This is a genomic window from Pandoraea cepalis, assembly GCF_902459625.1.
Taxonomy (GTDB): Bacteria; Pseudomonadota; Gammaproteobacteria; order Burkholderiales; family Burkholderiaceae; genus Pandoraea; species Pandoraea cepalis.
On record NZ_CABPRY010000006.1, the window covers coordinates 79,031 to 92,996 of the forward strand.

The following is a 13,966-nucleotide window of genomic DNA, read 5'->3' on the forward strand; positions in this document are numbered from 1 at the left end:
ATGAGAAGCATCATGAAAATCACAATCTACCCCGAAAAGTGCTGCGGTTCTGGTCAATGTGTCGTCAACGCGCCGGATCTGTTCGACCAAAAGGACAATGGCATCGTCATTCTCTTGAACGCAGAGCCGTCGGCTGACCAATTCGAATCAGCACGCCTGGCGGCTGGCATCTGCCCAGCGCTCGCCATCGAGATTCACGAGGATCAGTGATGAACTCCCCCGAGCACATCGTCGTTGTCGGCGCCTCGGCCGCCGGCATCACGGCAGCACGAGCGCTGCGCGCACAGGGCTGGGGAGGGCGGCTCACGCTGATTGGAAAGGAAGGCGGCATGCCCTATGACCGCCCTCCTCTTTCAAAGCGGCTGATGGCAGGAGAATGTCCGGTAGAGGCGCTCAACCTTGTGTCCGAAGACGGCATGAAGGCGCTGAACCTGCACTACCTGGACGGGACATCGGCCACCGGCCTCGATACGGACGCCAGTTCACTGCAACTCAGCAACGGCTCCACACTTCAATATGATCGCTTGCTGATCGCCACGGGCGCGGACGCTCGAGTGATTCCCAACCTCAGCCAGGCGGCGAACTGCTACAGCCTGCGCAACTTAAACGACGCGCTGGCGATTCGGGAACATCTGACTGCCGGAAAGCGGGCACTAGTAGTCGGCGCGGGCTTCATCGGCACAGAGTTAGCGGCGATTGCAAAGACCAGCGGCTGTGAGGTGACCGTCATCGACAAGTCGAAAGTTCCTCTCGGGGCGCGAGTCGGGGATATCGTTGGGAAGCGGATCGAAAAACTCCATGAAGCCAACGGCGTGGTTTTCCACAACGACTGCGAACTCAGGGAGGTGAAATGGCGTGACCGCACCATTACCGAAGTCCGCTTGGACACTGGGGTTGTGATTGCTTGCGACGTAATTGTTGTGGCTATCGGCGCAGTTCCCAGCGTGCAGTGGTGCAGCGGATTAAACATCCGCAGCGGCGTAGTCTGCAATGAATACTGTGAAGCAGCCCCGAACGTATATGCCGCCGGCGATGCTGCAGAGTGGTTTCACAAAGGCTACGGCGAGCACATGCGTATTGAACACCGGACGAATGCAAGCGAACAGGCGATGGCCGCGGCAAAGAACATGCTCGGCTCTCGCGTTGAATACGCTCCGCTGCCGTTCTTCTGGTCGGATCAGTACCAGGTCCAAATCCACAGCTACGGACGCATCGGCCCTCAATACACCGTTGAAGTTGTCGAAGGGGATCAACTGAAAGACGACTCCTGCATCTTTCGCTACTACCAGGGAGACGTTTTGATGGGCGTTCTTAGTTGGAACGCCAGTAGAAAAGCGCGTGAGCACATCAAGCTGTTGAAGGAGGAGTGGACGAAGAGCCACGCTCCAGCTGCGGTAGCAGGTTAAGGCTGTATTTCATAATAAAAGAGGAGACAACATGACAAAACCCGCTTCGGCTATCCGCAGAGCAGTCCTACTCTGCTCCCTGGCCCTGCCCTCCATCCTGTACGCCCAGCAATCTGGCCCGTTGCCGGTCCGGCTCTTTGTTGGCTACGGACCGGGCGGTGGCACCGACGTAGTTGCACGCGCAGTTGGCGAAGAGCTGGCAAAAATCTGGAATCGGCCCGTAATCGTCGAAAATCGGCCAGGCGCAAACGGGGCGATCGCCAGCAAGGCTGTCGCGCGAGCTGAACCGGACGGTTCGATCCTTCTGGTCATGCCCCCGTCCACGTTGATCATCGACGCAAACTTGCGCCCCACTGTTGCTGTCGATCCCACCAAGGAACTCACCCTTGTGAGCGGGCTAGCCGCAACCCCACTCGTTGTGGTGACCCCGGCTTCCGCGCCATACAACAACCTCGCTGACCTCATTAAGGCAGCTCGTGCGGCCAACGGGAAGTTCACGTACGGATGGGCCAACTTGGGCATGCGTGTCGGTATGGAGGAGTTCGCGCAAAAGACCGGGGTAAAGATGACCCCAGTCGGCTACAAGAGTGCTGGGCAAAGTGTCCCCGCTATCGTTTCAGGCGAGATCGATATGCTCATGATCGATATGGCACCGATCGCGCAACTCGTTAAGGCTGGAAAAGTGAAGGCCTTTGCCGTGTCGACGCCAGAACGCTCGCCTATGCTGCCAAACGTCCCTACATTCAAGGAAGCGGGGATTGACGTCCAGCTTACGGGAACCATCGCCCTGTATGCGCCTGCCAAGATGCCCCAGAACGCAATCAAAAAAATGCAGAGCGATGTCGCTACGATTTTGAAGAACGGCGAGCTTCGCACGCGGATGCAAGGCACTGGAATGGAAGTCATTACGCAGTCCCCGGAGGATTTCGAGGGCTACCTTAAGCAGCGCAAGAAGAGCATTGATGCAGTAATTAAGGTCGGTGATTTTAAGCTCGAATAGATCGACCTCCGTCACAAGCACAGAATTTCGTAGCTAACCTCTTAGTCATTGGAGTACACGCTGTGTATCCAGAATTATCCCTTTACATCAATGGCGAATTTCTCGGCATTGAAGGCCGGCGACACCAGGACGTAGTCAATCCTGCGACGGAGGAGGTCGTTGGGCGACTGCCGCTCGCCACCCGCGAGGACCTCGACACCGCCGTCGAGGCGGCTCATCGAGCTTTCCTGACGTGGCGCGACTCATCGCCTTTGGAACGCAGTGCAATCTTGCGTAAAGTTGCGGAGCTCGCCCGTCAAAGGGCGCCGGAAATCGGCCGCAACATGACCATTGACCAGGGGAAGCCTCTGCACGAAGCCGTGGGCGAAGTAACGGTTTGTGCAGAGCATGCGGACTGGCATGCAGAAGAGGCTCGGCGGATCTACGGCCGCGTGATCCCCAGCCGCAACCCTAACGTCCGCCAGCTCGTGCTACGTCAGCCGGTCGGAGTCTGCGCAGCCTTCACCCCTTGGAATTTTCCCTTCAATCAGGCGATCCGGAAAATCTCTGCCGCGCTTGGCGCAGGCTGTACGATCATTCTGAAGGGACCAGAAGAGACACCGAGTGCCGTGCTGGCGATCGCTCAACTGTTCCATGATGCGGGCCTTCCTCCTGGTTGCTTAAACATTGTATTTGGCGTCCCGGCGGAGGTGTCAGCACACCTCATTGCATCTCCGCTGGTCCAGAAGATCTCCTTTACGGGGTCCACTGCTGTTGGCAAACAACTAGCAGCTCTAGCAGGATCCCATATGAAGCGAATCACTATGGAGCTTGGTGGTCACTCCCCTGCAATCGTCTTCGACGATGCGGATGTCCATACCGCCGCCGAGATGCTTGCAAACTACAAGCTGCGAAACGCTGGTCAGGTATGCGTCTCGCCCTCCCGCTTCTTCGTCCAGCGCGGGGCTTACGATAGGTTCCTCAGGCGTTTTACGGACGTCATTGGCGCAGTGCGGGTCGGCAACGGTATAGACAGCTCGACACAGATGGGACCGCTCGCAAACCAACGCCGTGTTGCTGCAATGGAAGGGTTGATTGCCGACTCCAAAGCGCGCGGCGGAAAGGTTGTCGTGGGAGGGACCAGGTGCAGCGACACAGGACATTTCTTCGCGCCCAGCGTCGTTATAGACATTTCAGACGACTCCATGCTCATGACTTGCGAGCCATTCGGCCCTGTCGCCCCGGTTGTAGCGTTCGACGATCTGGATGAGGTGCTGGCACGGGCGAACAAACTGACTTACGGCCTGTCGTCTTACGTGTTTACCGAGTCAGCGAAGACAGCGCATGCTGTCTCTACCCGCCTTGAGGCCGGCATGGTCAACATCAACCACTTTGGAAGCGCTCTCGCCGAAACACCGTTTGGAGGCATTAAAGATAGCGGTATCGGGAGTGAGGGTGGGACCGAGACGTTCGACGGCTATCTCGTCACGAAATTTGTAACTCAAGTGTAGATCGGGGGCCGCAAAGGGCGATACGTCGCCCTTTCCCCCGAAGCTACGTTCCCAGTCAGGTTTTGGCGCCTAAGTGAGTGTTAGGCGCCTTTTTTATTAGCGTATAGGTCGCGGCAGTGCGCCCCATATTGGGCGATGCGGTTGCTCTCGGCGACTCTGACAACTCCCTGCATGGCTCCGCAGTTGCAGCGCAAGCGCGGCCGGCTAGCGATAAGCCTTCTCGAATCGTGTCGTCTTCCAGGAAGATTTCGTTGGTATTACTCGTGGTCCAGCCACGGTTCTCTTTTGAACATCTTATCGATGATGGGGAACATCGCGATCACCGTCTGCAACTCCTCGGGCGTCAATCCCTCCATGCGCTTGCCCAGTGCCGCCGTCCGCTGTGCGGCCAATTTGCCGGCCACAGCCCGGCCTTCATCAGTAATCTGAATCATGTTGTTGTACGAGCCGACGGGTGCGGAGCGCGCGATTAACTCGGCGTCGACCATCCGCCCGACAATCTGCGTCATCGTAGGCAATCTGACGCCTTCATTCCTGGCCAGATCGCTAACTCGCATCGGCCCTCTTACGAGCAATGCACTAAGAACAGCGCTCTGCGCGGGGGGCACGTGCGCCGCTCTCATTTCCCGCCGCAGCGCTACAACGATCCGCATCAAGCGGGGTCTAAGTTCGTCCGCAAGCATTTCAACCGTAGGTTCTGTCATGTCTACAAAAAGGGGGCAATCACTGAGCAGATGATATAACGATTCAGTGAAGAATGATCGCGCGAAGTACCTGGAGGCACCGAGTCGATATGGTCCGACTGGTGAGGGTAGCGACCACGCAGACAGCGGCGGCGCGTGAAGGGGTTCTGTGCCTGTGGCCGGGTAGCAACTCAAGGCCGGGCCTTGTCGCGTTCGTTCGCGATGGCCGGAGCACCAATCTTGATGGAGAGGGATGACGAGACGAGGCGCTGGCTGGCGCTCTCGTCTCAAGGCGTCGACGCTTGATCCGCCGACGCGCGGAGCTTGCTAACTCAGCTTGACCAGGTCCTTCTTGTACGTCTTCGCCTTGTTAATGTAGTCGTCAGCGTTCTTCTCGATCGCAGCTTTGACTTCCTCCGTTAGTTCACGTACCTGCTTTGCAGGTGTGCCCATGACCAAGCCTCCTGCCGGGAAGTTCTTGCGCTCGCCGATCAAGGATCCGGCCCCCACGAGGCATTGTTGTCCGAGTTCGGATCCATTCAGGATCACAGCCTGAATGCCGACCAGACTACGTGCTCCGACCTTGCAACCGTGAAGCATCGCCTGGTGTCCAATGGAGACCATCTCGCCTACCTCGACGGGAAAGCCAGGATCGGTGTGCAACACAGCCCCCTCCTGGACGTTCACGCCTCGCCTAATCGTGATCTTTTCATTGTCGCCGCGGATCACAGCGCCGGGCCAGATGGACACGTCTTCGGCGATTTCCACGTCGCCGATGATTACCGCATGCTCGGATACATACGAGCTCGGATGAATTGTCGGTTCTTTCTCTCCAATTCGATAGATCGCCACAAAATGCTCCTCTTATCTTGATGTGACTAACTTTTCGCCGACCGCGTTACTTGCAGGAGGCGAAACACTACTGCATGGGCCGCTCTCGCAGCCCGTGCCGACTTCGACGCCGTTTCTTGCCCTGCCGCTAGATAAATACTTGTTCCTCTGGTTGGACTGCCGGCTCGATTGCATCATCCAGTACCTCGATCCAGTGCTTTACTGGCGTGGGCGTTCCACTTTGCAAATGCTGGATGCAACCGATGTTCGCGGACACGATGCAGTCAGGTTGCTTCTCGCTCAGATGCTCGATCTTGCGGTCTCTGAGCTGGAGTGAAATTTCGGGCTGCAGAACGGAGTAGGTGCCGGCTGAGCCGCAACAAAGGTGACTCTCCACGCTGGCACGATGAACGGAAAAGCCCAACTGTCCCAGATGCTCCTCCACCACTCCCCGCAGCTTCTGGCCGTGTTGCAGCGTGCACGGCGGATGGAACGCCAAGGCCGGCTTGTCGCACGCTTTGACTTTGCCGCGCAGTCTTGGCAGAAGTTCAGGAAGCAATTCGCTCAGGTCGCGGGTCAACTCGCTAACCCGAGCTGCCTTCTCGGCGTACTCCGCGTCATGCTTTAGCAAGTCGGCGTAGTCCTTCACGGTCGCGCCGCAGCCGGACGCGTTCATGACAATTGCCTCGACTTCACCGCTGGAAATCGCCGGCCACCAGGCGTCGATGTTTCTGCGCATATCATCGAGGCCGCCCTTGTGATCTCCGGTGTGCAGCCGGATCGCGCCACAGCAACCGGCTCGAGGAACACTTACAACCTGAAAGTCGGCTGCATCGAGTACCCGCGCGGTCGCAGAATTGATGTTCGGCATCATCGCCGGCTGCACACAACCTTCGAGCATGAGCACTTTCCTGGCGTGGCGGCGCGTTGGGCGCTGACCCGCAGGTCTGCTCGGCGTAAGCTTGTTGGCGAGCTTGGAAGGAAGTAGCGGCCGAACCATTCGGCCAATCTTCATGGCCGGCAAGAACAATGGCGAAGTTAGCCCCTCACGCAGCAGCCAACGCACCGCGCGGTCTTTTGGCGGACGAGGAATTCGCTCATCGACTAGCTTCCGCCCAATGTGAACTAGCTTGCCGTACTCGACACCGCTGGGACAGGTGCTTTCACAGTTCCGGCACGTCAAGCAGCGGTCTAGATTCTGTTGGGTGCTTGCTGTGACCTCTTCCCCCTCAAGCAACTGCTTCATCAAGTAGATGCGTCCCCGGGGTCCGTTACGTTCATCGCCCAGAAGCAGGTAAGTCGGACACGTTGCCGTACAAAAGCCGCAATGCACGCACTTGCGCAGAATCTCTTCGGCCTCCGCCCCTTCTGGAGTGTTGGCAAACTCATGACTTAGTTTTGTCTGCATATGGAGCCCCTTACAGGCCGGGGTAGAGTCGACCAACATTGAAGATGCCATCGGGATCAAACGCTTGCTTGAGATTGCGATGAATCTCGAAGAGCGCATCGCTCGGTGGCGTGAACACGCCGCTCCTATGATGCGGATCCCTGAACAGCGTGGCGTGACCACCAAGCGATGACGCCATTTCCCGAACGTCCTCGATGGGATCGTCGGTGTATAGCCATCTCAATGCACCACCCCATTCAATAAGCTGATTCGCGGCCAAGAAGGGTTGGGAGACTGCCGGAACGGAAACACGCCAGAGAGGCGCGTCGCTCTGTGAAAAGAAGTCGTGGCGGTGGTCGCGGACGGCATCCCACCAGGACAACGCTTCGTCTGGTTCCAGCTCAGTCCCGCCCAAACGCTTTCTGGCTTCCGTGACAGCAGAGGCTGCACCACTCAGTCGGAGGAACAGCTTTCCGTCGTGCCAGGCACTCGCATTGACTGGCAATGCTTGCCGAGTCAGCCCGTTTAAGAGAGACAACGCCCCTGCTTCGTCGCGTTCAATGAACAGGGTGATCCTCGATGAATGAATGGGCAGAACCTTCAGCGAGACCTCACAGATAACACCGAGTGTTCCCATTGAGCCCGCCAGGAGACGCGAAACGTCATAACCGGCAACGTTCTTCATCACTTGCCCGCCGAATGTCAGAAGCTCGCCTTTGCCGTTAATCATGGTCGCGCCGAGAACGAAGTCCCGAATGGACCCTACCCCGACGCGTGCTGGCCCGCTCAGACCTGCCGCGACCGCTCCTCCGACAGTACTTCCTTTAGCAAAGCGTGGCGGCTCAAAGGCAAGGTACTGATTGTGCTCGGCCAGCACGGCCTCAAGTTCTTCTAGCGGTGTGCCTGCACGAGCGGTGACAACCAGCTCAGACGGTTCATAGCTGCAAATTCCGCTGAGGCGCCGGACATCACACGGTTCACCCGACGGCTCTTCACCGTAGAAGCATTTCGTACCGCCGCCAACGATGTTGAGAGAGGTCTTCGTTTTTCTTGCATGCAGGACTGTCTCAATCAGATGAGACACTTCCGTGGGGATCGTCGTCATTCTAGAACCTCGGGATTTCTGGATGCGGCAGCATCCCACGCCGAACAGTCATGCGACCATATTCGGCACATCGATGCAGCGTCGGAATTACCTTCCCAGGATTCAAGAGCGATTGCGGATCGAATGCACGTTTCAGCGCAAACATTTGTTCTCGCTCTGCGCCTGAGAACTGAACGCACATTGAGTTCAGCTTCTCCACGCCCACACCGTGCTCTCCGGTCACCGTCCCGCCAAGCGTGACGCTTGTTTCCAGAATCTCAGCGCCGAATTGCTCCGCCTGGTGCAGTTCTTCGGGATTGTTGGCGTCGAAAAGGATCAGCGGATGTAGATTCCCGTCGCCGGCGTGGAACACGTTCACGCAGCGAAGCCCATAGCGCACCTCCATCTCGCTGATTGCTCGAAGGATCGCAGCGAGACTCTTGCGAGGAATCGTGGAATCCATGCACAGGTAATCCGGGCTCATGCGCCCCGTCGCGGGAAATGCATTCTTTCGCCCGCTCCAGAAACGAAGACGCTGCGCCTCGTCCTGACTTGCTTCAAGACGAGTGGCCCCGCTGGCGGTGAGGACGGCATTCATCTTCACAATCTCGTCCTCGACCTCCAACGCCGTCCCATCACTCTCGCACAATAGGATTGCGGCCGCGTCCAGGTCATAGCCAGCATGCACGAAGTCCTCTACGGCGGCGGTCATCGGCTTGTCCATCAGTTCCAGGCCGGCTGGGATGATGCCGGCCGCGATGACGTTGGCTACGGCGTCACCAGCGGCTTCGACGGTGTCGAAGCTTGCAACGATGCATCGCGCAAGTTCTGGCTTAGGAATTAACTTGACGGTGACTTCCAATGTCACTGCGAGCATCCCTTCACTGCCTACAACGACGCCGAGCAAATCGAGCCCAGGGACATCAAGGGCTTCCGATCCAAACTCTATCGCCTCGCCCTGAATGGTGTATCCCCGTACTTTCATTACGTTCTGCAACGTGAGTCCGTACTTGAGGCAATGGACGCCTCCGGAATTCTCGGCCACGTTTCCACCGATCGTGCAGGCAATCTGGCTGGACGGATCGGGGGCGTAGTACAGCCCATACGTAGCGGCTGCCTCACTGATTGCGGCGTTGCGTACACCGCATTGGACCACTGCGGTACAACTCACAGGATCTACCCTGACGATCCGGTTAAAACGAGCGAGCGAAAGGAGCACGCCCATCTCATGTGGGAGCGCACCGCCTGACAATCCCGTGCCTGCGCCCCGAGCCACGACGGGCGCACCGAGCGTCTTGCACGTTCGCAGAATGGCAACAACCTGCTCTTCTGTTTCGGGAAGCACCACGACGAGCGGCTGCGCCCGATAGGCCGTAAGGCCATCGCATTCAAATGGCTGGGTGTCCTCGCGCTGCGACAGGATAAGGTCCCTAGGCAGCACGCCTTCTAGCGCGGAAACCACTTCCGCACGCCGGGCTTCCCTCCGCTCAGCGTCAGTAGGATGTGCCAACCAGCCGTCACGCGTCGCATTCATGACTTTGCCCTCCTGGTGCGATGAAGCTGCGTCGTGCTGTGCCGGTCTATTGGATAATCAGTGCGGAGCGACGGCGCGACCGTAGCGAGCCGGCGAACCGCGCAATCAGCCTGGACGGATGCTGCAGCTCCAAGGCGGAGCGTTGCTTCCGGGCGCTGAGGCTCAAACGTTGAGCGATGAATGCGATGCATTGTGTGGGGAGGTTCTAATACACTTCTGTCAAAGGCGTCGACGAGACGCCATGACTTGACTGTAGACAATCACGCGATATAGCAGGTTGAGAGTTATTTGCGGTTGAGTTGCAGAAAACTTGATTGCCGTGTTTGGGCCGCTCAACTTAGCGAGTCGGTGAGCCACTCCATAAAGGCGGCGCACTCCCATCTCTCCAGGGCCCCAGGTTCCCAGCATAAGTAGTGCGCCATCGGTGAAGGCACGGATCGATCCGATATGCGGATGAGTCGCCCCCCCTCTAGCCATGACTGCGCCATACGGGTCCTCACTAGTGCCACGCCGAACCCGCACGCGGCTGCGTCATAGAGAAGCCCTAGATCGTTGAATTGAGCGCCCACATGCGGCTCCGTTCTCGTCAATCCACATGAGGAGAACCATGTCGTCCAAGGCTCAAGCGGGCTACGTATCAGACGCGCCTGGTCGATTTCACCCGCCATTTCGAAGCCTTCGAAGGGGCCGAACTCGTTGAGATAGGTAGGGCTGCAAGCCGGCGCCACCTCCTCCGAGAGAACGACGCGATGATCGACGTCCGCATATCCGCCGGCGCCGTACCGGATTTCCAAATCGGATGGCTCGGCTGTGACGTCCAGGAATGGGATGGAGACCTGCAAGATAAGGTCGATGTCCGGATACTTGTTGCGGAACAGTTCCAGTTTGGGCATCAGGAACTGCCTGGAGAAAGTTGGGGTCACCGCGACCCGCAGTCGCGTGGAAGAGGCTTTTCCATTTTTGACCGGCATCTGCTGTAGCGCAGCGAGGCCGCTTCGGACATTCGCCAGGTACGCTGCACCATGTGCAGAAAGCGTGAAGTCACTCCGCCCGAAGAGTTCAACACCGAGGTGAGATTCAAGCTGGCGGATTCGATGACTCACGGCGCTGGTTGTTACACACAACTCGTCGGCGGCACGTGTGGCGCTCCGAAGCCTTGCAACCGTCTCGAAGGTGACAAGACATTGAATGGGCGGGATGTGTTGCAGGGCCATATCTTCTCTCCGTTTGGTGGGCTACCCAGGGCGGATATGCCGCATGTCATCGCTTGAGGCCTAGGGAGCGGCCACACTTCTTGCTGCTCTGTCGCTCGAGCACCATGCCAACGCTGCAACGAGCAAGCGCCCCCAGATTGCTTGCTCAGGATCGACTCACTGGGTCCTCAGGCAAGGACGTACGTGACGCCCTGCAAGGGAAGACCACCAAGTAAGTCGCTCTCCAACCCACAGTGACCTCGCCGCGGGAAGGTCTCTTAGCGATCCGATCTCTTCGTCGACTCCTGCTCCAACCCATGGCCGCGACTGCGTTAACTGCTTGACATTATGCCGCACCAATCTAAACTTATGTAATCGATTGCACGCAGTGCTGTTTTCGCCTCATCACCGTACTGGCATTGGTTATTTACAGTCTCTGATGCAGGTTACCGTAACGTATGTAATCGATTACCACATCACACAGGAGGCAACAATGCAGGAACGTCGTCGTAAGTTTTACGGGTGGGGCTATGAGGGTGACACCGTCACGCCGGACGAAATCCGGGAGTTCGAGGCAGCGTGGACACGCTTGCTGGGTGTCGAGCACTTCGAAGCGACACCTTTTCCGACGCCCGAAGAAATTTCGCTGCGCAAACCTCGCGTACAGCTGCCCGCGTCGCTTCGCGAAATCTGCACAAGCGATCATTACGACCGCCTGTATCACACCTACGGCGCGGGCACCATGGATGTTGCGCGCGCAATGCGCCGGGAATTTTCCAACCCGCCGGACGTCATCGCCTACCCGCGCACTGAGCAGGACATCGTGGACCTGTTCGACTGGTGCGGGCGCCAGAACGTTGCTGCAGTTCCGTACGGCGGCGGCACCAGCGTCGTGGCCGGCGTGAATCCGCCCGAGCACGATCGTTACCGTGGCGTGGTGTCCATCGACATGAAGCACTTCAACAAAGTGCTGGAGGTAGACCAAACATCGCAGGCCGCGCGCATTCAAGCGGGCGTCCTTGGCCCGGAGCTGGAACGACAGCTCAAGCCCACCGGCCTGACCATGCGATTCTTCCTGCAAGCGTGGGAGTTCTCGTCACTGGGGGGTTGGATCGCAACGCGAGCAGCAGGCCACTTTGCGACCGCGTTCACTCAGATCGACGACCACGTCGAGAGCATGCGAGTGGTAACGCCCCAGGGTGCCATTGAATCCCGACGTTTCCCGGTATCGGGTTCGGGACCCAATCCGGATCGACTTTTCCTCGGCTCCGAAGGCGCACTGGGCATCATTACCGAGGCGTGGGTCAAGCTTCACCGCCGGCCGGTCTTCCGCAAGCAGGTGACCGTACGTTTCCGTGACTATGCGCGCGCTGTCGAGGCCACACGGGTACTGTCTCAATCTGGACTGAACCCTGCCAATGCCCGCCTTGTGGAACGCGAAGAAGCCTTGTACACGGGTTCGAGCGACGGCAGCTATGACATTCTCGTGCTGGGATTCGAGTCCGCCGACCACCCGGTCGAGGCACGCCTGAAGCGAGCACTGGAAATTTGCGCGGAGTGCGGCGGCGAATGGGACGATGATCCGGTCAGCGGAAACCAAGGTGGTGCGGACGCTGCGACATCGAGCTGGCGAAACAAGTTCCTGCGCGGCCCATACCTGCGCGAGTACGCCATTGCTCGCGGCGTCATGCGCGAGACCATGGAAACCGCGTGCACGTGGGACAAGTTCGCCGCTCTTCACGCGCACGTCAAGGCAGAAACGCATCGGGCCATTCGCGAAGTTACCGGCCGCCCGGGTTCGGTGACTTGCCGCTTTACCCACCTCTACCCTGATGGCCCTGCGCCATATTTCACGTGGTTTGCCTATGGCGATAAGGCTCGATTGCCCGAGCAGTTCCAAGCGATCAAACGCATTGGAGAGCAAGCCATGGTGGACGCAGGCGGTACGGTGACCCACCACCATGCGCTTGGTCGGGACCATCGCCCTTGGTACGACAAGGAACGGCCGGAGCTGTTCTGCACCGCGCTAAAGGCCGCCAAGCAGGCCTTTGATCCGCACCAGGTCTTGAACCCTGGCGTGCTGTTCGACCCGAGCTAATTAGTTAGAAACTCAAAAAAGAGGAGTAGGAGATATGGCAGGCCCCCTTGCAGGTATCAAGGTCCTAGACTTGAGCCGGATCCTTGCTGGACCCTGGAGCACGCAACTATTGTCCGACCTGGGCGCTGACGTGATGAAGGTTGAGCGTCCCGGCACCGGCGATGACACGCGAGCTTGGGGCCCGCCGTTCCTTACTCGTGAGGATGGCACGACGACGGAAGAGTCGGCGTACTTCCTTTGCGCCAATCGCGGGAAGCGTTCGATCACTCTGGATGTCAGCAGCAAGGTCGGTCAGGATTTGCTGCACGAGCTAGTCAAAGATTGCGACGTCTTCGTTGAGAACTACAAGTTCGGCGATATGCAACGTTACGGGTTGGACTTCAAGACCCTGAGTGAGATCAATCCTCGGCTCGTCTACTGCTCCATCACCGGCTTCGGGCAGACGGGCCCATACCGCAAGCGGGCTGGATACGATTTCGTGGTGCAAGCCATGGGCGGGCTGATGAGCATCACAGGCGAGCGCGACGGCGTCCCCGGTGGCGGCCCGCAAAAATGCGGGGTGCCCATATCGGACTTGATGACTGGCATGTATGCAAGCGTTGCAATTGTCAGCGCGCTATTTGAGCGAGTCGGCAGTGGCCGCGGGCAGTACATCGATATGAGCCTGCTGGATACGCAGGTGGCGTGGCTGGCAAACCAGGCCTCGAACTATTTGGTGGGCGGGAGCCACCCGCGTCGTTGGGGCAACGCGCACCCCAATCTCGCACCTTATCAGTCATTCCCTGCAAGCGATGGCTCTCTGATCGTAGCAGTCGGTAATGACCGGCAGTTCCGAGCCATGTGCGAAGCGCTGGGTTTAATCAATCTTCCGGATGATGACCGCTATCGACGCAATGCGGATCGTCTAAAGAACCGTGAAAGTCTTGTGGAGGTGCTCTCGGCTCGCTTTGAAGAAGAAGAGAGAGACACGTGGCTCAAACTGCTGGAATCGGTCGGCGTACCTTGTGGCCCGATCCAGAGCATTCCAGAAGCACTGGAGGATCCCCATATCCGGGCGCGTGAAATGGTTTTCTCTTTGCCCCACAGCAGCGGTGCAAGCGCGCCCCAGGTTGCGAACCCTATCAAGTTCTCTCGCAGCAGTATCGACTACCTTCGCGCGCCCCCAGCGCTGGGCGAACACACTGAAACCATCCTGAAAAATGAGCTCGGGAAGTCTGTGGAGCAAATTGAGGCAATGCGCCGCGATGGGACGATCTGACG

12 protein-coding genes are annotated in these 13,966 nt (G+C 58.3%); 6 read left to right on the forward strand and 6 right to left on the reverse strand.

Annotated features, from left to right (window positions below; all coding sequences use genetic code 11):
* The first annotated feature begins 12 nt into the window (after positions 1-12).
* The 4 genes from PCE31107_RS14130 to PCE31107_RS14145 all read left to right on the forward strand — a co-directional run bounded on the left by PCE31107_RS14130 (position 13) and on the right by PCE31107_RS14145 (position 3,896).
* Positions 13-210, forward strand: a complete 198-nt coding sequence (locus PCE31107_RS14130) for a ferredoxin (RefSeq protein WP_043355325.1) — start codon at positions 13-15, stop codon at positions 208-210.
* Entirely contained in the window at positions 210-1,406 is a 1,197-nt protein-coding gene (locus PCE31107_RS14135; RefSeq protein WP_062794398.1) for an NAD(P)/FAD-dependent oxidoreductase, read from the forward strand. The genes PCE31107_RS14130 and PCE31107_RS14135 overlap by 1 nt, the downstream gene beginning before the upstream one ends.
* Before the next feature lie 31 nt (positions 1,407-1,437).
* Positions 1,438-2,406, forward strand: coding sequence for a Bug family tripartite tricarboxylate transporter substrate binding protein (locus PCE31107_RS14140; protein WP_043355327.1), 969 nt, complete (start codon positions 1,438-1,440; stop codon positions 2,404-2,406).
* 62 nt (positions 2,407-2,468) lie between these two features.
* Positions 2,469-3,896 (forward strand): NAD-dependent succinate-semialdehyde dehydrogenase, encoded by a 1,428-nt coding sequence (locus PCE31107_RS14145; RefSeq protein WP_062794397.1) that lies wholly within the window; start codon positions 2,469-2,471, stop codon positions 3,894-3,896.
* 257 nt (positions 3,897-4,153) lie between these two features.
* Here the strand turns inward: PCE31107_RS14145 and PCE31107_RS23690 are convergent, their stop codons facing one another.
* The 6 genes from PCE31107_RS23690 to PCE31107_RS14175 form a co-directional block, all read right to left on the reverse strand.
* Positions 4,154-4,600, reverse strand: a complete 447-nt coding sequence (locus PCE31107_RS23690; RefSeq protein ID WP_081050314.1) for a MarR family winged helix-turn-helix transcriptional regulator — start codon at positions 4,598-4,600, stop codon at positions 4,154-4,156.
* Between the two features lie 306 nt (positions 4,601-4,906).
* Complete coding sequence (locus PCE31107_RS14155) at positions 4,907-5,431, reverse strand: gamma carbonic anhydrase family protein (RefSeq protein WP_043355330.1); 525 nt, start codon at positions 5,429-5,431, stop codon at positions 4,907-4,909.
* A 127-nt stretch (positions 5,432-5,558) separates the two neighbouring features.
* Positions 5,559-6,818 carry a glycolate oxidase subunit GlcF gene (glcF, locus tag PCE31107_RS14160; RefSeq protein WP_043358198.1) on the reverse strand — a complete coding sequence of 420 codons (1,260 nt, stop codon included), beginning with the start codon at positions 6,816-6,818 and terminating at the stop codon, positions 5,559-5,561.
* Between the two features lie 10 nt (positions 6,819-6,828).
* Positions 6,829-7,902: a glycolate oxidase subunit GlcE gene (gene glcE / locus PCE31107_RS14165; protein ID WP_062794395.1), complete on the reverse strand. Its 1,074-nt coding sequence runs from the start codon at positions 7,900-7,902 to the stop codon at positions 6,829-6,831.
* 1 nt (position 7,903) lies between these two features.
* The gene (locus PCE31107_RS14170; RefSeq protein WP_043355338.1) at positions 7,904-9,415 is read right to left on the reverse strand and encodes an FAD-linked oxidase C-terminal domain-containing protein; all 1,512 of its coding nucleotides are present in this window, start codon (positions 9,413-9,415) and stop codon (positions 7,904-7,906) included.
* Positions 9,416-9,747: 332 nt separating this feature from the next.
* Positions 9,748-10,629: a LysR substrate-binding domain-containing protein gene (locus PCE31107_RS14175; protein ID WP_043355340.1), complete on the reverse strand. Its 882-nt coding sequence runs from the start codon at positions 10,627-10,629 to the stop codon at positions 9,748-9,750.
* A gap of 472 nt (positions 10,630-11,101) precedes the next feature.
* On the opposite strand from PCE31107_RS14175, the gene PCE31107_RS14180 reads away from it, so the two are divergent.
* A complete protein-coding gene (locus PCE31107_RS14180) occupies positions 11,102-12,706 on the forward strand; it encodes an FAD-binding oxidoreductase (protein ID WP_043355342.1) in 1,605 nt (534 codons plus the stop codon).
* Positions 12,707-12,740: 34 nt separating this feature from the next.
* Complete coding sequence (locus PCE31107_RS14185; protein WP_043355344.1) at positions 12,741-13,964, forward strand: CaiB/BaiF CoA transferase family protein; 1,224 nt, start codon at positions 12,741-12,743, stop codon at positions 13,962-13,964.
* The last annotated feature ends 2 nt before the right edge of the window (positions 13,965-13,966 follow it).

Excerpts from the sequence above, each read along its gene's own strand:
- PCE31107_RS14130 (WP_043355325.1), top strand. The coding sequence starts at position 13 with ATGAAAATCACAATCTACCCCGAAAAGTGCTGCGGTTCTGGTCAATGT.
- PCE31107_RS14170 (WP_043355338.1), bottom strand. The coding sequence starts at position 9,415 with ATGAATGCGACGCGTGACGGCTGGTTGGCACATCCTACTGACGCTGAG.
- PCE31107_RS14135 (WP_062794398.1), top strand. The coding sequence starts at position 210 with ATGAACTCCCCCGAGCACATCGTCGTTGTCGGCGCCTCGGCCGCCGGC.
- PCE31107_RS14140 (WP_043355327.1), top strand. The coding sequence starts at position 1,438 with ATGACAAAACCCGCTTCGGCTATCCGCAGAGCAGTCCTACTCTGCTCC.
- PCE31107_RS14185 (WP_043355344.1), top strand. The coding sequence starts at position 12,741 with ATGGCAGGCCCCCTTGCAGGTATCAAGGTCCTAGACTTGAGCCGGATC.
- PCE31107_RS14175 (WP_043355340.1), bottom strand. The coding sequence starts at position 10,629 with ATGGCCCTGCAACACATCCCGCCCATTCAATGTCTTGTCACCTTCGAG.
- glcF (WP_043358198.1), bottom strand. The coding sequence starts at position 6,818 with ATGCAGACAAAACTAAGTCATGAGTTTGCCAACACTCCAGAAGGGGCG.
- PCE31107_RS14180 (WP_043355342.1), top strand. The coding sequence starts at position 11,102 with ATGCAGGAACGTCGTCGTAAGTTTTACGGGTGGGGCTATGAGGGTGAC.
- PCE31107_RS23690 (WP_081050314.1), bottom strand. The coding sequence starts at position 4,600 with ATGACAGAACCTACGGTTGAAATGCTTGCGGACGAACTTAGACCCCGC.
- glcE (WP_062794395.1), bottom strand. The coding sequence starts at position 7,902 with ATGACGACGATCCCCACGGAAGTGTCTCATCTGATTGAGACAGTCCTG.